This window comes from Polaribacter sp. WD7 (assembly GCF_003335085.1).
In the GTDB taxonomy this organism is placed as follows: Bacteria; Bacteroidota; Bacteroidia; order Flavobacteriales; family Flavobacteriaceae; genus Polaribacter.
On sequence record NZ_QPEJ01000018.1, the window covers coordinates 895,254 to 915,885 of the forward strand.

The 20,632-nt window shown below is 31.2% G+C and carries 13 protein-coding genes; all 13 read left to right on the forward strand.

What is annotated here, in order from left to right; translation table 11 throughout:
• Positions 1-5: 5 nt before the first annotated feature.
• Positions 6-1,091 (forward strand): 6-bladed beta-propeller, encoded by a 1,086-nt coding sequence (locus DUT90_RS13080; RefSeq protein ID WP_114427617.1) that lies wholly within the window; start codon positions 6-8, stop codon positions 1,089-1,091.
• An 87-nt stretch (positions 1,092-1,178) separates the two neighbouring features.
• Entirely contained in the window at positions 1,179-4,037 is a 2,859-nt protein-coding gene (locus tag DUT90_RS13085; protein ID WP_114427618.1) for an alpha-L-rhamnosidase, read from the forward strand.
• Between the two features lie 34 nt (positions 4,038-4,071).
• Complete coding sequence (locus tag DUT90_RS13090) at positions 4,072-4,464, forward strand: carboxypeptidase-like regulatory domain-containing protein (RefSeq protein ID WP_114427619.1); 393 nt, start codon at positions 4,072-4,074, stop codon at positions 4,462-4,464.
• 14 nt (positions 4,465-4,478) lie between these two features.
• Entirely contained in the window at positions 4,479-5,249 is a 771-nt protein-coding gene (locus DUT90_RS13095; protein ID WP_114427620.1) for a hypothetical protein, read from the forward strand.
• Between the two features lie 157 nt (positions 5,250-5,406).
• Entirely contained in the window at positions 5,407-6,414 is a 1,008-nt protein-coding gene (locus DUT90_RS13100) for a T9SS type A sorting domain-containing protein (protein WP_181858205.1), read from the forward strand.
• A gap of 12 nt (positions 6,415-6,426) precedes the next feature.
• The gene (locus tag DUT90_RS13105; RefSeq protein WP_114427622.1) at positions 6,427-8,025 is read left to right on the forward strand and encodes a sulfatase; all 1,599 of its coding nucleotides are present in this window, start codon (positions 6,427-6,429) and stop codon (positions 8,023-8,025) included.
• Positions 8,026-8,035: 10 nt separating this feature from the next.
• On the forward strand, positions 8,036-10,483 hold the full coding sequence (locus DUT90_RS13110; protein ID WP_114427623.1) for a heparinase II/III family protein: 2,448 nt from the start codon (positions 8,036-8,038) through the stop codon (positions 10,481-10,483).
• Between the two features lie 59 nt (positions 10,484-10,542).
• A complete protein-coding gene (locus DUT90_RS13115; RefSeq protein ID WP_114427624.1) occupies positions 10,543-11,262 on the forward strand; it encodes a DUF1080 domain-containing protein in 720 nt (239 codons plus the stop codon).
• Positions 11,263-11,411: 149 nt separating this feature from the next.
• Positions 11,412-13,085, forward strand: a complete 1,674-nt coding sequence (locus tag DUT90_RS13120) for a GH39 family glycosyl hydrolase (RefSeq protein ID WP_114427625.1) — start codon at positions 11,412-11,414, stop codon at positions 13,083-13,085.
• Positions 13,086-13,332: 247 nt separating this feature from the next.
• A complete protein-coding gene (locus tag DUT90_RS13125; protein ID WP_114427626.1) occupies positions 13,333-15,081 on the forward strand; it encodes a sulfatase in 1,749 nt (582 codons plus the stop codon).
• Between the two features lie 30 nt (positions 15,082-15,111).
• Positions 15,112-16,509, forward strand: coding sequence for a cellulase family glycosylhydrolase (locus DUT90_RS13130; RefSeq protein ID WP_114427627.1), 1,398 nt, complete (start codon positions 15,112-15,114; stop codon positions 16,507-16,509).
• A 57-nt stretch (positions 16,510-16,566) separates the two neighbouring features.
• Positions 16,567-18,033: an alpha-1,4-L-rhamnosidase gene (locus DUT90_RS13135; RefSeq protein ID WP_114427628.1), complete on the forward strand. Its 1,467-nt coding sequence runs from the start codon at positions 16,567-16,569 to the stop codon at positions 18,031-18,033.
• Between the two features lies 1 nt (position 18,034).
• Positions 18,035-20,632: a glycoside hydrolase family 2 TIM barrel-domain containing protein gene (locus DUT90_RS13140; protein ID WP_114427629.1), complete on the forward strand. Its 2,598-nt coding sequence runs from the start codon at positions 18,035-18,037 to the stop codon at positions 20,630-20,632.

The following is a 20,632-nucleotide window of genomic DNA, read 5'->3' on the forward strand; positions in this document are numbered from 1 at the left end:
AAAGAATGAATCGTAAACAATTTTTAGGAAATACAGTTAAAGCAGCAGCAGGTATTTTAGTTACACCACATTTTAATATATTAAAATCGAAACCTAAAATGTACGATACTATTATTGGACATGGAAATTTTAAGTACAAAGTACATAAATCTTGGGGAGATTTAGACAGAGCAAAAACACCTGTTAAAAACTGCCACGAAATGGTAATGGACTCTAAAGGTCGTTTAATTGTTGTTGGAGATAACACTAAAAATAATATTTTAATTTATGATAAGTCTGGTAAATTATTAGATTCTTGGGGTATTCGTTACAAAGGCGGACACGGTTTGTCTTTATGGAATGATGGCTCTGAAGATTTCTTATTTATCTGCGATTCAAAAGGAAAAAGTCTGATAAAAACAACCACTGACGGAAGAGAGCTAATGATTATTGGACATCCTTCTCAATACGGGGCTTACGAGAAAAAGGATAAATTTAACCCTACGGAAAGTGCTATTGGTCCTAATGGAGATATCTATATTGCAGATGGTTATGGATCAAATTACATCTTACAGTTTACAAAAGACGGGGAGTTTATTAGAAAAATAGGTGAAGGAAGGGGTACAGGTCAAAATCAATTCCAAACTGCTCATGGTGTTTGTATAGACTATAGAGGGAAAGGAGAACCAACTTTATTAATAACATCTAGAGCAACAAATTGTTTCAAACGTTTTACGTTAGATGGTAAGTATATAGAGCAAATAGATTTACCAGGAGCGTTTGTCTGTCGTCCTGTAATTCATAATGAGAACTTATATTCCGGAGTTTGTTGGTCCTCAGATATCGATTATGTAGAAGGTGATAAAAATACACATCCTTTTAATATCAACCCTAAATCAGGTTTTGTAACTATTTTAGATGATAAGGGAAAAGTTGTTTCTAATCCTGGAGGTACAAAACCAACATACAAAAAAGGAAAATTGCAACGTATGGTTCAAGAAAAACCAATTTTTCGTCATTGCCACGATGTGTGTGTTGATAACGATGAAAATTTATACGTGTGCCAATGGAACGCAAATAAGGCGTATCCTATTAAACTTGAAAGAGTTTAAATTTCAAATTAAAAATAAACAAAACTAAATTAGTAAATAAGAAAACTTTAGATAACTTACTAGGGTATTACAATAAACATCCTTAAAATGATAAACAAACAAATTTTATATTCAATATTTTTTATAGCAGTTTTTCTAACTTCTTGTAATAATGTTACTACTTCTAGTAGCTCAATGTCTTTTGAGAAACTATCTTTAAATACAAAACAGAATCCATCTTCAATAGAAAGTAAACAACCATTGTTTTCTTGGGTTGTTAACGTAGATGGTTTTAACAAATCACAATCTGCTTATCACATTTTAGTAGCATCATCAAAAGGAAAATTAAATGATAACGATGCTGATATTTGGAATTCTGATAAAGTAGCAAGTACCAAATCTACATTTGTAAAATACCAAGGAAAAGATTTAGAAGCATTACAGACGTATTTTTGGAAAGTAAAAATTTGGGACGAAAAAAGTGCATCTTCGGACTGGTCAGACGTTCAAGAATTTACAATGGGTTTACTGAATTCTAAAAACTGGGCAAATTCTAAATGGATTACTTTAAATAAAGATACGAGAACTTCTGAGCATCGTTTTAGAGATTATAAAAGAGGTAACATGAAAGAGTCAAAGCCAGTAAATGGTTTTGCGGCTAGTTATTTTAGAAATGAATTAGAGCTTGATAAAAAGGTTGAAAATGCACAAGTTTATATTTGTGGATTAGGGTATTACGAGTTGTATTTAAATGGAGATAAGGTGGGGGATCATGTCTTAGACCCAGCACCATCTAACTACGATAAGCAAGCATATTATGTAAATTATGATATTACAGAACAATTAAAATCTGGTAAAAATGCTTTCGGAATTATATTAGGAAACGGATTTTACGGACAAAATATTTCTTGGAGTAGAGATCCAGAATCGAATAAAAAAGGAGTTTCTTACGGGCAACCAACAGTGCGTTGTTTGGTAAAATTGAATTTTACTGATGGAACTTCAGCAGACTTTTATACAGATGAAAACTGGAAAGAAGCTACAGGGCCAATTGTGTTTAACAACATTTATGGTGGAGATACTTATGATGCACGTTATGAATTGGGTAACTGGAATACTGTTGGCTATAATGATGCCAAATGGGGTAATGCAAAAGTAACATCACCTGATGTTAAAAAAATAAGTGCAAGTCAAATTCCACCGATTAAAAAATTAAAAGAGTTTGAACCGCAAAAAGTTTTTAAAGGGTCAGATGGTAACTGGATTGTAGATTTTGGTCAAAATATTGCGGGTTGGGTAAAACTAAATGTTAAAGAAAAAGAAGGGCAATTAATAGAGGTTGTTACTACAGAAGCCTTGTTAACAAATGGAAAAGATATTTTTAAAGGATCTACAGGAGGCGGAGCAAACGGAATGGCTCAAATATACAAGTACATTTGTAAAGGAGATGATTTAGAATCTTGGGAACCTAAATTTAGTTATCATGGATTTAGATACGCTAAAATTACAGGTATTTCTAGAAAACCAGATGCAGATATGATTAAAGCTGTTTTGGTGGCTACAGATATTCAAGAAACTGGAAATTTTACTTCTTCGGATGAATTGTTAAACAAAATGCATAGCATTAGCAAATGGACTATTGTAGATAATGTACATGGAATTCCAGAAGATTGCCCACATAGAGAAAAGTGTGGTTGGTTAGGAGATGCACATGCTTTTTGTGAGTATGCACTTTATAATTATGATATGTACGATTTCTACAAAAAATATATGGAAGACATCAAAACACAGATGCGCCCTACTAAAGGACATAATAATCCAGAAAAAAAATGGTTAGTACCAACAATGATTGCTCCAGGAAAACGTACATCTACCTATGCAAAAATAGATTGGGGAGTAGCTACCATGTATTTGCCTTGGTATAACTATAAGTTTTATGGAGATGAAACTATTGTAAAAGACTATTACGAACCTATGAAAGGGTTAACAGATTTCTATTTGAATTACAAAGGGGATAATGGAATTATGCAAGATGGTATGGGAGATTGGTGTCCACCAAGATGGGACAGACGTAAAAATCCGAAAGCTATGGAATGTGACCCAATTATTTCTGCAAATGCTTACTTCTATGACGTGTTAGGTATTATGGAAAGATTTGCTAAAATGAATAACGATGCTAGCTATGAAGCACACATGAAACAAGAAAAAGAAGCATTAAAAAAAGCATTTAATAAAGAGTTTTTAGTAGGTATTCCTAATACCAGCTACAAATGGTATCAGAGTCAAACAGCTACTGTGCAAGCATTACAATTTGGTATTGTGCCAGAAAATGAAATAGAAAGTGTGGTTAATGGTTTAGCACATGATATTGTTGCTGTAAAAGGTGGGCATCACTCAACTGGAATTCATGGAAATAGATATATCTATACCGTGTTAACCGAAAACGGAAAAGGAGATTTAGCACATGAAATCTTAACAACACCAGAATTTCCTAGTCAGACGTATGTGATGAACTCTGGTTTTACAACATGGCCAGAGCGTCAATTTGTTTGGGAAGAAATGGAAGGACCAACAAATTCGTTAAATCACCCAATGCATAGTGGTTTTGCAACCTATTTTTATGAATCTTTAGGAGGAATAAAATCGTCAATTGAAGCACCAGGATTTAAAGAGTTTACCGTTAATCCAGAATTTCCAAGTAAAGTAACGCATACTAAAGTATCAGTTCCTACACCTTACGGTTCGATAAAAAGTAACTGGTCTTTTAAAAATAAGGTGTTGTCTATAGATTTTAATGTTCCTTTTAACACAAAAGCGAAAGTAATTTTAACTGATGATGAGTTAAAGTCAGTTAAAATCAATGGAGATTCTCTTGAAGATTTTCAAAAAGAGAATAGTATCAAAATAGAAAAAAATACAATTGTATTAGGTTCTGGAAAATATCTAGTAGTATACTCTAAATCTTAAAGAGCTTGATTAAATTTGTCAGCATACAATTAAAATGATTAGAACTATTACTACTGTTGTTTTTATATGTATGCTAGTTCTGTCAAGCTTTGCACAAAAAGGATTTACCCTTAATGGAATTATTGTAGATCAAAATAATAAAGGATTACCATATGTAGCTGTTAGTATACCAGCAAAAAATAAAGGAACTTCAAGTAATGCAGACGGAAATTTTAGCCTAAAAGTTTTAGACTCAGATTTTAAAGCAATTATAGAAATTTCTAGTCTAGGTTTTAAAACAAAAAAAATTACTGTTGAAGCATTTTTAAAGAAAAAAACAAAGAGTATCGTTTTATTTGAAAGTGTAGCAACTTTAGATGAAATATCTCTATTGTTGCCTCTAGATTATATAAAATTGGCAAAAAAACATTTAAAAAATATACATTAAGTAGTAGACACCAATTGGCTATTTTATCGCGTCGTTTTTCTATAGAACATCAAAAACCTCATTTTTTTGTAGAGCAATACGTTAAGGTTTTAGATAAAGGCCCTGTAAGTAGTAATTTTTTAAAAATAGGAGTTGTAGAAATTAGAAAATCAGCAGATTATAGATTTTTGAAACTGAAACAAGGAAAACATTCTTTAGCATATATGACAGATAATAACCCTTTAAGGAGTGCAGATTTTGATAAAAAATATACCTGGGAAAGAGTTGGAACTACCACTTATGATAGTGAAGATGTGATTATCTTAAAAGGAACTTCAAAAAAAAGTACAGAAAGGGTTAGATTTTATATAGGTATGGATACTTATGGTATTTTTAAAATAGACATGTCAGCTTTAAATGCAGTATATATTTATAAAAAAAATTCAGAAGGAAAATTATATTTAAGCTATCATAACAGAGAATATAAAATTAAGAAAACAATAAATAAAATACTGAAAACTATTTTAAAAATTCAAACAGATACAATAGACTTAGCATACAGACATGAGGCTATTGTATTAAATGTAGAAACTGATAAAAATAATAGTAAATTTAAAAGTTTTGGAGGTTACAATATTGATATGGGAGACATAAATTTACCATATCATCCTGAGTTTTGGGATACATTGCAAACGCCACCTCAATCATCATTCTTCAGAAGAAGTAAAAGAGAGTTAGAACAATTATACGGCGTTTCTTTAGGTATCCAATTTGAACTATCTAACACTAAACAAAAAAAAGACTAACAACATTTATTTTTTGAATAGATACTGAATATGAACGAGGTAATTGAAATTTAAGAATTCTAAAAAAAAGTTAAAAAAATAAAATATCCTCACACAACAGGACACTTCTAAAACTGTTATTGGTTAATATTGAGCAATTAACCCAAATATTAAAATGATGAATAAAAATAAGATAAATCATATTTTTTTAATTGTTCTTTTTATAACAACCAGTACGCTTTTCTCTCAAACATCTGCATGTAATGGTGTACTGCCTTTTGAAGAAAAAGATGGTTTATTGACTATAGAGATGGAATCTGGTGTTTTGCCTTCTGGATCAAATTGGCAAAAAGGAAGTGAATCAGATCCTAATGTATCAGGGGCTACAATTGATTATATATTTTGGAATGGCACAGAATCTTTTAATAGACTTTCTGGTGCACCAATTACTTATAACATAAAAATTAATAACTCTGGTACCTATAGATTTGCGTGGCGTGGCCGTATTGGAAGAGGTACATCTAGGGGTGAACATAATGATGCATGGTTGCGTATTGAAGCAGATGACTTTTTTGCTACCAAGCAGAATAGTCCTACTTCAACAGAAGTTGTAGAACCAAGACCTAATTGCAACAATAACCCAAATAGAAATTGTCCAGAGGGTTCTAGTACAGAAGGTTTTTTTAAAGCTTTTATGAACAGAAGTCCAACAGGCCCAGAAGATCAGAGATGGGGCTTTGTAACAAATGCTAATGATGGAGATTCTTTTAGATTTATTTGGGCAACTTTTAATACTCCTGGTAATTATTCTGTAATTGTTGATGCTAGGTCAAATTCCTTTTTTATTGATAAAATGGTCTTAAGAAGAAGTAATGTTTCTGATTCTACTGCTTTTAATTTAAACAATCCAGAATCTTCATGTTTTGATGCCTCATTATCAACAGATGAAATATCAGCTACGGTTACAAAATTTTTCCCCAACCCAACCACAGGAAAATTAGAAATATCAAACTTACCGTTAAATACAACTTTAATTATCTCTAACATATACGGAGCAGCAATTCGTACAATACAAACCACTTTAGAAACAGAAATAATTGATCTTAGCGATTTACAAAGTGGTGTCTATTTTATTAGTAATTCTGATAAAAAGAATGGTTTTGTTAAAAAAATTATAAAAATATAACTCTTTAAATTATTGAATTTCAAATCTTTAAAGCTTGTTCAATGCTTATTAATTCTTCTATTATTTTCCTTTTTTTCGTGTAAAGAAAAGAGAGTAAAAAAATATATAAAACCTAATATCCTATTTGTTTTGGTTGATGATTTGGGTTATCATGATTTAGGTGTTACAGGAAGTCATTTTTATGAAACACCTAATATAGATCAACTAGCTAAAGAAAGTACAATGTTTACAAGAGGGTATGCAGCTAGTAGAGTATGTAGCCCTTCAAGAGCCAGTATTTTTACAGGTAAGTTTACAGCAAGACATGGTATTACAGATTGGATTGGAGCAAAAACGGGTAAAAATTGGAGATCAAGAAAAAGATTTGATAAATTGTTACCAGCAGATTACGTTATGGCTTTGCCAAAAGAAGATATAACCATGGCAGAAGCTTTTAAAAATTCAGGATACAAAACTTTTTTTGCAGGAAAATGGCATTTAGGTGATAAAGGATCTTATCCAGAGAATCATGGGTTTGATATCAATAAAGGTGGTTTTCATAGGGGAGGGCCAGCTGGCGGATTTTTTAGTCCTTGGAAAAACCCAAAACTAAAAAGTAAGCACAAAGGAGAAAATCTTAGCATTCGTTTGGCAGAAGAAACGGCACAGTTTATAAATCAACAAAAAGATAGCTCTTTTTTTGCATTTCTATCATTTTATGCTGTTCATGCACCTATTCAAACTTCAGAAAAAAAATGGAATAAGTATAGAAACAAAGCTGATAGTTTAGGTATTGCTAAAACAGGTTACAAGATGGAACGTGTTTTACCAATTAGACAAGTACAGGATAATCCTATTTACGCTGGTTTAGTAGAGACTATGGATGATGCTGTAGGTATTGTTTTAAATGCGTTAAAAGAAAATGGTTTAGATAAAAATACGATTGTAATCTTTACTTCAGATAATGGAGGGGTAGCTTCAGGAGATAATTATTCAACGAGTAATTTACCTTTAAGAGGTGGTAAAGGATATCAATGGGAAGGTGGTATAAGAGAACCTTTTTTTATTAAAATTCCGTGGTTAAATTCTAAAATTAAAACGTCAGACTTTCCGGTAATTCATACAGATTTTTATCCAACTTTGTTGGATTTTGCAAACATTCCACTAAAACCAAAACAACACATAGACGGTATAAGTTTAAAACCAATTTTAGAAGGAAAGCAAATTGAAACAAATAGACCTTTATATTGGCATTATCCACACTATGGAAACCAAGGAGGATCCCCTTCCTCTATAATTCAACAAAATGGTTGGAAGTTAATTCATTACTGGGAAGACAATCATCAAGAACTGTATAAACTTCCATCAGAAGAACAAGATGACCAGAATGTTGTAAATCAGTATCCTTACAAAGCAAAAGAGTTAAAACTTAAATTACTATCTTGGTTAGAAGAGGTTAATGCAAAATACCCTAAAAAAGACCTAGAATATGACACTAGTAAAGCATCAAAAAGACTTTTTCAAATGGCTAATCAAAAAATGAAATCGTTAGAAAAAAATAGATTGGATGTTTTGTCTAGAGATTTTAAACCAAATGAAAATTGGTGGAAAAGTAAACTAACTGTAGATTAATAAAAATTAAATGAAAAAAATAATATTCGTAATTTTTGCTTTTTTTACATTAATTACTTCATCACAATCATTACAACACCCTACTATTTTTGCAACGTTAGATCAAAGGGAATCTATTTTAGAACTCATAGAAAAGTATGATTGGGCTAAAAGTATTAAATTACAACTACACTTGTTTGTAGATCCTTACCTGAGTAGTCATCAAAGAAACCCTAGAGCAATACTTGATAGAATTCCTGAATTTGCTAAAAATAGCAGACAACATACAGAATTTCAGGCGCATCCTTTTACTTCAAAGCATCATAAAATTTTAGCATTAGCATCTAAATCTGCTATGTTGTATTATTTGACACAGAACGTTAAGTACGCTAAATTTTCTGCAGATATCCTAATGCCATATATTAATGAAATTGTAAAAAGAAACCCTAAAAATACAACTATAAGTGGTAATGCTTTTTATGATCCAAGAACAACATATGTTCATTTTGCTTTAGCTTATGACTTTATTTATGAGTACTTAAAATCTTCTAAAGCAACAGTTTTTGATAATCAATATAAAAAAAGAGTTCCTTTTAATAATGCTAAGGCTCAAAAAGCCATAAAAAACATGATAGGAGACATGTTGCAAGAATACGGAAAACCAGATAAGTATGGAAGTGTCGTATCTAATCATCCTATATTAACAGGTCCTGGAGCTTTATTTGCTATTTTATGTGTAGAAGATGATGTAGAAAGAGAACGTTTATTTCATGTTTTTTGGGAAAAAGGAACAGCACATCAAAACTCGTTTACAAAAACAATTTTACCATTATTTGGCAAACAAGGTATATGGCCAGAATCTTTAAGCTATAGTTTTATGCCAGCAATTACTATGATGATAAATGTGGTAGACCGTATAAAACCAGAATTAAATATTACCAAAGAGTATAATTATATTTTTGAAGGAAATTTTTTGTTTGATAATTTAAGATACCCAGATAGAACTTTTGTAAGATTTGGAGACTCTAAAAGAAACAAAGATTTAACTGAAAAACTATACAGATATACCTTAGACTTAGCTACAAGAAGGGGGTATAAAGAGTTAGAGCAAAAAGCTCAAATAGCACTTACACAAGCATACAGTGCAAAAGGTGGTTACAAACCAAAACTGACAAACGATACATTTGATAATTTTAGAGAACTGCAATTATTTTGGGGACATCCAATTCCAAAATCTATAAATAAACGTATAGATTTTCAAAAACCCACAGTAATTATAGAGCATGCAGGTATCGCATTGCAACGTAATGATTCAGAAAAAAATAATGTTAATTATGGCTTAACGGGTGTTATAGGAGGTGCTCATTACGTTCATTCTCATGTTACAGGAATTAGTATGGAATTGTATGGTGCTGGTCATGTAATGGCACCCAATGCAGGCTTACCAGAAACAGTGCAGCAAAGACGTGTACCGTTGCATGAAAATTATTTTAGATTGTACGCGGGTAACAACACTGTTATTGTAAACGGAACTTCTCATGGACGAGATGAAGGTTCTTGGAAGGGAAACGCATACGTGTGGCAAAATACGGCTAAGAATATAGCAGCAGAACCCAAGCATTTACAAGATCCTATTGCCAAAGAGTTTAGTTTTGCAACGCAATTACTAGAGGATGAGGTTAATAATGCGAAACAGCAACGCACATTAGGTATTGTTAGAACAAGTGAAACTTCTGGGTATTATTTAGATATCTTTCGTTCTAAATCTTATGAAGAAAATAAATTTCATGATTACGTTTATCATAATATAGGTGACAAAACGATTTTGCAAACTTCTGAAGCTAAAACATTAAAGTTTAAAAAAACAAAAAGGTATCAAAACGATATTGGAGACCCAGTACAATCTCCTGGATGGAGGTTTTTTGAAAAAGAAAAAGTATCTCAACCTATAAAAAATGAAATTCACATTAGGTTTGATGTTAGTAAAACCAATAGATATATGCACATGTTTGTTCCAGAAGGTGTGCAGAGAGAATATACAAAAGCAGTTGCTCCGCCAACAAGAGAAGCTAAAGACGGTTATGACAAAAAAAAGACTCAAGTAGTTGTCATTCGTCAGAAAGGAGAAGCTTGGAAAAAACCTTTTGTTACAGTTTTTGAACCAACTATAGGTGAAAAATCATCTGTTAAATCTGTTGAGGTTTTAGAAGTGAATAATAAAGTGGTAGGTGCAAAAGTACTCAGCTACATAGACGGAAAAGAAATTACTGATTATATCATTTCTAATGATGTGAATGAAGCTATAGTTTTACCAGATTTAGATTTGAAATTTGAGGGGCGTTATGCGATTGTTAGAATTAGAAAAAATGGAGGCAATCAAAACTGTACCCTGTACATAGGAGACGGCAAAAACTTAGCGTACCAAGGCAAAAAAGTGGTAGTTGAAAAAGGAGATTCTAAAGCCATAAAAAAGTTTTAAAAATGAAAACCACTTTTATAAAACAGAAATATTACCTGCTATGCATGCTATTTATAATAATGGTTTCCTGCAAAAATCATCAAGATAAAACCAAAGAAAAAAGTGGGTTTTATCCCATTTTTAATGGTAAAAACTTAGAAGGTTGGTATGGAGATGTAACATACTGGTCTGTAAAAGACGGAATTTTAACTGGAGAGGTTACCTCAGAGACAATTTTGAAAAGAAACTCTTTTGTTATTTATGAAAAAGAACAGCCTGTTAATTTTGAGTTGAAATTAGAATATAGAATTTCAGAATCTGGAAATAGCGGGGTTAATTATAGGAGCGAAAAAATAGAGAAGATTCCTTTTGCTTTAAGAGGGTACCAATCAGATATTGATGGTAAAAACAAGTATACAGGTCAAAATTACGAAGAAAAAAAGCGAACCACTTTGGCTTACATTGGAGAGAAAGTAATTATTGAATCTATGCCAGATACGATTTCTTTAGCAAACCTTAGAAAAAATGTAAAAAAGAATTGTTGGCAAACAAGAAATGTAGTTGCTTCTTTAGGAGATAAAAAAGAGTTAAAAAAATCTATTAAAGATACTAATTGGAACACCATGCATTTAATTGTAAAAGACAATCGTATGCAACATTTTGTAAATGGTGTGCTCATGAGTGATGTTACCGATTTAGATACTAAAAACAGGAGTAACAAAGGTTTTATAGGAGTTCAGGTACATGTTGGTCCTCCAATGAAGGTTGAGTATAAAAATATGTATCTAAAAAAACATTAACCTTACAGACGTTTTAATATTTTACAAAAACTTTAAGTATATAGCTTAAAGTAACGTTAAATTGCAATTTATCAGTACACTACAGGTCATTAAAAGGCGTTTTAATATATACATTTGAATCAAGAATAATATAATAAAACAGTTAGTTTATGAAAGTAGTTACCAAAATAATTATACCTCTCTTTTTGTTATTTACGCTAAGTTTTACTCTAGAGTCGTGTTCTAAAGACGAAGTTGTAGAAGATATAGAAGAGGTTATAGAAAATGAAGAAGATGAAGAGGAAGAGGAAGAAGAAGATCCAAATGCTATAGATCCAAATAAAATTGTAAGTATTAATACAGGATCTGGTGAAGGATTGTTTTACAACTTTTGGTCAACTAGACCTATGGTAAATCAAACACGATTTAACAGTGTTAATTTTAGAAACTCTTTAGACCCGATAAGACCATATGTAAAAAGTTACAGTATGGTAAGAATGATGGGAGGTAGAAATGATAATAGAAATAATTTCTACAAAGGAGTAGATGAATCTGGTAACATTATCGTTGATTTTAGAGGCCTAATTACAAGTTTGAAAAACTTTATGTTAACGGGTTTTAAACCAAGAATAGTGTTAGATAATGTTCCTTGGGAAATGAGTTTGCCTAGGGTAGAAGATGCTTTTGGTAATTCTAAACCGCCAAATGATTATGGAATATGGAGACAATATGTAAATGCATATATGACAGCCTTAGTAGATGAGTTTGGTTTAGATGAAGTAAGAACATGGCGTTTTAGAATAGCTACAGAGCCTAATTTTACCCCAAATCACTGGAGAGGAACAAGAGATCAGTTCTTTAGGCATTATGATATAACAGTAGATGAAGTACTCAAAGTAGTACCAGATGCCTTAGTTGGTCCTGGTAATTTGCTTACAGAAAATGCAGCTACTTTTACTACAGAAATAATTGATCATTGTGCTAATGGTATCAATTTTGCAACAGGAGAAAGAGGTACTAAAATGGATTTCTTTTCGCTTTCTTATTATGAAAAATTAGATAAAAGGGAATTAAGGTTTGAAGAGGTTGTAAAACCCTACAGAGATAAATTAAATAGTTTTTCTCAGTTTAGTAATATTCCTTTTGACATTCAAGAATTTGGTATTTTAAGAGGGGATAATGGAGTTAGAGGTGTTAGTTTAAGTGACGGAACAGAATTAGGAGCAAGTTGGTACGCTACTATTGCAGACTTAGCATATAAATATGACATTACAGAAATTTACGATTGGGGGCAAGAATTAGAGAATAGTGACTTACCTACTGGTAGAAGAACAGTTACAGAAATGTTCTTAAAATTAGAAGGAGGAATGAGAATGTTTGCTTCACATAATTTATCAGGTTTTACAGGAGTTATTCCAGTAGCTAAAGATGGTAAAATTTATTTGTTTGCATACAATCATAATACCACAAGAAGTAGTACAAATGCTAAAACAATATACCCAAGATTAGAGGGTAATCAAATTTCTAATAACACAACATGGAAAATGAACGAGTGGACAATAGATAAAGACCACAGTGTTCTAATGAATGAGTTGTATAGTGATATTAGAAATGCAGGTGTAGGAGAAAAACTAAACGGACGTATATATGGTAACAGACCTTCAGATCGTTTTGAAGATGGTTGGGTTAATGTTTTAAATAGTAATTTATCTAAATATGAAGAACTTTCTAAATTAGCACAAACTGTAAATGATTCTATTGTAAGTACAGAAGATAGTCAATTAACTTTAAAAGTAGATTTAGCTCCCCATTCGGTTAAATTGATAGAGTTAACTCCAGAGTAATAGTAATACTAATTATAAAAAAGGTCGATTTTAAGTATTTAAAATCGACCTTTTTTGTTTTTAACATAGAAACTTAGCATTTTACAGCAGAATCAGTGTGTTTATAAAACAGATTTGCTATAAGAGAAACCAAAATATTTGAAATAGAAATAAATGAGACTCATAATTACAAAAGTCCTGACACTACAGGATTAGAAAAGTCTTTTTTCTAGTTATTTTTGAGTTAACTAACACCATTTAAAACTTTATGAAACTTTGTTCAATTCAATTTGGTATTTTAAGCACGTTATGTTTCTTTTTTTTTGCATGTCAAACAAGTAAAGAAAATACAGTAAAAAAGAACGGTATTGTAAACACTATAAATAAACCCAATATTCTTTGGTTGGTTACAGAAGATATGGGTGCGTATATTCCTCCTTTTGGAGACAATACTGTAAAAACACCAAATTTAACTAGACTAGCTAAAGAAGGAGTTATTTACCCAAATCTATACTCTACCTCAGGTGTTTGTGCTCCTAGTAGAGCTGCTATTGCTACTGGTATGTACCCTTCTAGTATTGGTGCAAATCATATGAGAACAACCTCTAATACAGAAGCAACAGGTTTGCCAAAATATGAAGCTGTACCTCCAGCTCAAGTTAAAATGATAAGCGAACTTATGCGAGTTAATGGATATTATTGTACAAATAACTACAAAACAGATTATCAATTTAAAGCGCCTGTTACTGCTTGGGATGAAAGTAGTAAATATGCTCATTGGAGAAATAGAGATAAAAACCAACCTTTCTTTGCAGTATTTAATTTTACCGAAACGCATGAGTCTGGTTTGTTTGAGCCATATGGCTTTAGACAAGTTGAAACAAGGCACTATCATGCAGGAGATAGAACTTACGAGTGGAAAAAAAATGGTTTGCCAGATTCTAAAAATAGAATTCCAGAATCAGAGAATCCTGTTCATATACCAAAAGATACAAAATTTGATGTTCCACCTTATTTAGTAGATAATGATATTACACAGAGAGATATGTGGAAACTATACAACAATATTGCCGAAATGGATAAGCAAGTAGGCGCAATTTTAAAACAATTAGAAGACGATGGTTTGTTAGAAAACACCATTATTTTTTTCTACGGAGATCATGGAGGGCCTTTACCAAAAGAAAAGAGATTGATTTATGATTCTGGTTTAAACACACCAATGATAGTGCGCTTTCCAAACAAAGCAAAAGCAGGTACAAAAGATGATAAATTGGTAAGCTTTGTAGATTTTGCGCCAACACTATTATCTTTAATTAATCAACAACCTAAAACATACATGCAAGGGCAAGCTTTTTTAGGAAATTACAAAAAGGAAGACCGTAAATATATTCATGCAGCAGCAGATAGGTTTGATGCAGAGAGAGATGTTATTAGAGCAGTAAGAGATCCTCAATTTAAATATATTAGAAATTATATGCCGCAAAAAGGCTATTATTTACCAATAACATACAGAGAAAAAATTCCTGCTATGCAAGAATTATTACGTTTAAGAGATGCAGGTAATCTAAATGATATTCAGATGCAATGGTTTAGAGGAGAAAAACCGAAAGAAGAATTATTTGATTGTAAAAATGATCCTTATGAACTCAATAACTTGGCAAATAATCTAGAATATAAAGACAAATTAATAGAATTAAGAAAAGAAATGGATACTTGGTTGCTCAATATAAAAGATGACCCAACCTTACCTGAAGACAAATTGGTGGAAAAATTATGGAAACATCAGAAAACAAAACCAAAAACCAAAGCTCCAAAAGTAGCATTTGTATCTAATAAAGCAGTAATTACATGCGAAACAGAAGGTGCCTCAATTGGTTATAAAACAGATGCAAAATCAAAAAGGTGGTCTGTGTATACCAAACCTATTCATGTAAATGAAAACGATGTGTTATTAGTTAAATCACATAGAATTGGTTATCTATCTAGTATAACTGTAAAAGTAAAAAATCAAAAATAACAAGTAAAAAAGAACATAAACGCATAAAAAATGAAGCACATTAGTATTAAATTATTGCTTGTAAGCTTAGTAACTATTAATAGTTTTTCTCAAATAAAGCATGGGTTAAGGGATCAACATGGGAGACATGTTATACCTAGAGGTTTTGTTATAAATACCAACGATCATAAAGGAGAAGTTTTTTTTAATAGTGATGATTATGCAAGACAGGTTAGAATGGGTGCTAACACACAAGTAATTCGTTTAGAACTAGGTAAATTAAGTGAATTTCCAGGAGGTAAACTTGAGCCTAAATACCTTTTAAAGTTAGATGAGTTGGTAAATTTAGGTAAAAACCATGGTATTAAAACGGTTTTTAAAATGACAGTTTATGGTGTAGATAGGTTTGTTTGGGAAGAGTTTTGGGAAAACAAGAAAGACAAACAATACAAAACATACATTAAAGCTTGGAAAGTAATTTGGAAAAGATATGCAGATAACGATTTCGTTTTAGGGTATGATGTTGTAAATGAACCAAGAAAACTTAAGATGGATATTTCGTATAACGATTTAACTGATAAATATTTAATTCCTTTGTATCAAAGAATAATAGACGAAAGTCAAAAGATAAATCCAAAAAAGAAAATCTTATTACAGTCTATTTTTATGAATAAAGGAGAAAAAATAGACAACAATCAATATGCAGAAATTACATCTATTATAGATCGTGAAAACATTATTTTTGCACCTCATATTTATCAAAACAATATCGATTTTATTAAAAAAAATATGGATCGTTTTGATAGGGAATCAGATATGATTAAGGCACCTATACTTATTGGAGAGTGGGGGTTTCCTACATTTGCAAAAACAGATACCTTAATGCAAGGAAATTTAGGACAGTTAAAATACAAAGAGTTATATATTAAAACTGCAGAAGTTTTTGATCAAATGGGGGTGGGTTCTATAAAAGCTTGGTTTTTAGGAAATAGAACTATGCAAAATTTTTTACCAGGAGGACCATCTACTTGGTCTATTTTTAGTGATAAAACAGATGCAGGTACTGTAGAACGTAAATATATTACAGATGTAATTTCAAGACCTTTTCCGCAAGTTATTGCTGGAGATATTCAATCTTTTCTATTTAATTTTGCTAAAAGAGCGTTAGATATCAATATTATATCAGACAATAAAAAGGGGGCTTCAAAAATATTTATTGGTCAAAATAGACATTATCCAGACGGATTTTCAATCATCATTAATAAAGATTTTATAATGTATTATAATCCGCTCAAAAATGTTGGATTAGAAGTGTACAAGACCACTAAAAATAGCAATCCATCAGATTTTATTTGGGACCCGAAATCTCAACAATTGATTGTCTTAAAATGGGGGCAAGATAAAAAAGCCTACCATATCAAAATAGTTCCAGGAATTCGAAATTTCTAAATCTTAAAAACTTGCATAGGATAACTAAATCAAAATTTAGTTGAAAAAAAGAGGAGAATGAATAAAAAAAGAAATTTTTTTTTAAAAATTTTACTGTTTTGGTTTAGCTTTTTAGGAACTATACAGGCTCAAATTATATTTAAAGCAGACTTTACAGAAAATAGACATACAAAGCAAGTAATGCCTTATCACTTAAATGTGTACAACAGAATTACCCCTGTAAACGGCGTAAATTCAGCAGGAGATAATAAAAATGCTAAGTTTTGTATCGTTAGACCTTTAGGAGGTATCGCTAAAAAAGGGATTGCAGATATAACCAAAGATTCTTATAAATGGGATGCCAAGTCTAAAAAATTCTACACAGATTTTACCTTGCTAAAAAAACAAGTGGACGGAATATTAGATAAAGGGTTAGAAATTCATCAAATAGTATTAGACAATCCGTCTTGGGCTTTTCAGAGAAATTCAAAAGGAAAATTAGTTGGAGATTCTTTAAAAGTGTCTACTTATGGAAACGCAGAGCCACCAGCAGATAATAAAGCTTGGGCTAACTACTTAAAAGAAGTAATAAAGTTTATGGTTAGTACTTACGGTTCAGAAAAAATAGGAGAAATTCAATTTAATATTGGTAGAGAAATTGGTACACCTTCGCATTGGTCTGGAACTAAAGAGCAGTTTTTTGAATTTTATAAAATTTCTTCAAAAGCTATACATAAGGTACTTCCAAAAGCAAAAGTAGGAACCCATTTTCTTTGGGGTTCGTCTAAAAATGCATGGGGAACTGATTTTGTAAAATGGGCAAATGCTAATAACGTACATTATGATTTCGTAGGAGTTTCATTTTATCCATTTTATCAAAGATCAGAACGAACCGACTTTGATAAGGTATACAATAAGGATTTTGCCGTAATTAAAGATATTCCAGAATGGAATAAAAATGCAAAACTAGAAATGCATGAGTATTCTTTAATTAAAAGTTTAAGTAAAGCAGGCAATTCTTTTAAGAAAGCACCAGAAGCGCATCAAAACAGTTTTATGATTGGGTTGATGAAAATGTTTTATCAAAATAATATGCAAAACATATTTCAATGGGGAGATGGTTCTTCTTATTTACCCGCAAGTAACTTATTGTTGACAATGCAAGGCAATACGTATTTTGAAAGCAAAAAAGAAGGGAAACAGCGGGAGGGAAATAACTATATCGATGCAATTTTTACAAAGGATGCTGTTAAAAATAAATACAATGTTTTGGTTTACAATTACAGTGCAAATCCAGATGCTAACAATATGGAAACTATAAAAATAAAAGCATTTGTAAATATAAAAAAAGGAACAAAAGTTAAGTATAGAATAGCTGAATATAACAAAATAAAAAATAACGTAGTCTGGTCTAACTGGATAGAAACATATACTCTGAAGGAAGATGAAGATAAATCTTCAGTAGTTTTTAGTAATAAATTACCAGTATTTTCTTTTTTAAAATATGAGGTGGTCCTGTTAACAGAAAGTAAACAAAAATTATAAAATGAAAAAAATAGTAGTTTTTTTATTGATAGCGCATTTTGGAACAATGTGTGCCCAACATGTAAGACACGTAGAAACAATCAATGATAATTGGAACTTTTATAAAGGAAGTATAGAAAATCCAATTTCAAAAAAGAGGTCTGTAAAATGGGAAAAAGTAACTCTTCCTCATTCTTGGAATACTCAAGATATTTTAGATGATGAAGATGGGTACTACAGAGGAGATGGCTGGTATCAAAAAACAATGGTTTTTCCTAAGATATATGAAAATCAACAGATTTTTTTATTATTTGAAGCTGCAAATCAAGTAACAACATTATATGTAAATGGTAAAGAAATTGATGAGGCTCATATAGGAGGCTATACTTCTTTTACAAGAGATATTACATCTGCTGTTAAAGAAGGAAATAATACTATTATGATAAAGGTAAATAATGCACATAATGATGAAATTGTACCCCAAGCAGCAGATTTTTCGTTCTATGGAGGTATTTACAGAGATCTTCAGTTAATTATTACCAAACCTGTACATTTTGAGGTGGCCAATTTGGGGGCTAACGCAATTTTTATAAAAACACCAAAGGTATCTGAATCTTTAGCAGAAGTTAGTATTCAGGCCAAATTAAAAAGACCTCTTAAAGGTAGATTTTATGTGCAGCATACTTTGTTAGATGCAAAACGTAGTAGCGTCAAAACAATAAAAACAAAAACAACTTTTAAAGAAGATGTTTTTTCAAAATTTCAAATAAAGTCGCCAAATTTATGGTCTCCAGAAAACCCTTATCTATACACATTAGTATCTGAGGTTGTAGATAAAAACGGATTGGTATTAGATCGTGTAGAAAATCCAGTTGGGTTTAGGTGGTTTCATTTTGATGCTAAAAAGGGGTTTTCTATAAATGGAAAACAAACAAAATTGATAGGCACAAATAGACATCAAGATTTTTATGGAAAAGCAAATGCTGTAAGCGATGAAATTCATAGGAATGATATGAAATTGCTAAAAGAAATGGGAATAAATTTTTTAAGAATCGCACATTATCCTCAAGACCCTGCAATTTTAGAAATGTGTAATAAATATGGTTTTGTTGCAACCTTAGAAATTCCCTTTGTAGATAAAGCTGCAGCCAATGAAAAAGGAAAACAAAACACAGTTACAATGCTTAAAGAAGCTATTCGTTTTCATTACAACAATCCTGCAATTGTAGCTTGGAATCTAGGAAACGAAACCACAATGAAAGCACCTGACAAATTAGGAGAAAAATACACTAAACATTTTGTAGAAACTCATAAAATACTTTCTGAAACTATAAAAAAAGAAGATGCTACAAGATATTCTTATACCGTATTTTTTAGAGAACCAGCATATCAAGACAAATTAGGAATACGATTTACAGATATAGTAGGTTATAATAAATACTATGGATGGTATGTGCAAGAATTAGGAGATATAGATAAAAATTTAAGAAGTTTGGTAGAAAGGTCTCTAGCTTTAGATTCAGACAAACCTTTTATTTTAAGTGAATACGGTGGTGGTGCAGATCCTAGAATTAGATCTTATAATCCAACAAGGTTTGATTTTAGTGTAGAATATCAATTTCTTTTGCATAAAACTTATTTAAAAACCATTTTAGATATGCCGCAAATTGTAGGTGCTAATGTTTGGAATTTTGCAGACTTTCAAGTAGAACATCGTAAAGATGCAGTGCCTCATATAAATAGTAAAGGTTTAGTTTCATCAACTAGAAAAAAGAAAGATGCCTATTATTTATATCAAGCAATTTTAAACAAAACTCCGTTTATTACAATACCATCTAAAGCTTGGGAAAAACGAGCAGGTGTAGCAGATGAAATTAATGGTAAAGTAGCTACGCAGCCCATTACTCTTGTAGGTAATACAAAAGATGTAGAATTCATAATTAATGGTGTGTCTCTAGGAAAAAAAGATTTTGATTTTGCAACAGCAGTCTATAATGTACCTTTTAAAAATGGCATAAATTTAATTGAAATACTATCTACTCAAGAAGGTAAGATTTTAAAAGATTTTGCAACTATAGACTTTACTTTACAACCTAAAAATTTAAAGAGCAAAACAAACCCCTTTAATGAAATTGCAATAAACGTAGGGTCTACATGTTATTTTATTGAAGAGCATAATGTATCGTATTTGTGGATGCCAGATCAAGAATATAAAAAAGGAAGTTTTGGATATGTAGGAGGAGAATTGTTGAGGCACCCTAGCAAAAGAAGAAATACTATTGGAACAGATGTAAGTGTAAAAGGTACAGAGAATGATCCGATTTATCAAACGCAAAGAGTTGGAATAAAGCAGTATAAATTTGATGTTTCTAAAGGAACTTATGAATTAACATTATTGTTGGCAGAATTAAAAACAAGAGATAGCAATTATATGAATATTACTGTAAATGAGAAAAGAGTTTGGAGTAACATTAATCTAAAAAAAGAATACGGAGCAGATAGAGCTGTAACAAAACGTTTTTTAATTTCTGTAGACGATGAAAATGGAATCACAATTGATTTTGAAGTTTTAGAAGGGAGTACTAGATTGAGTGGTGTAAAACTTAGAAAAGTATACTAG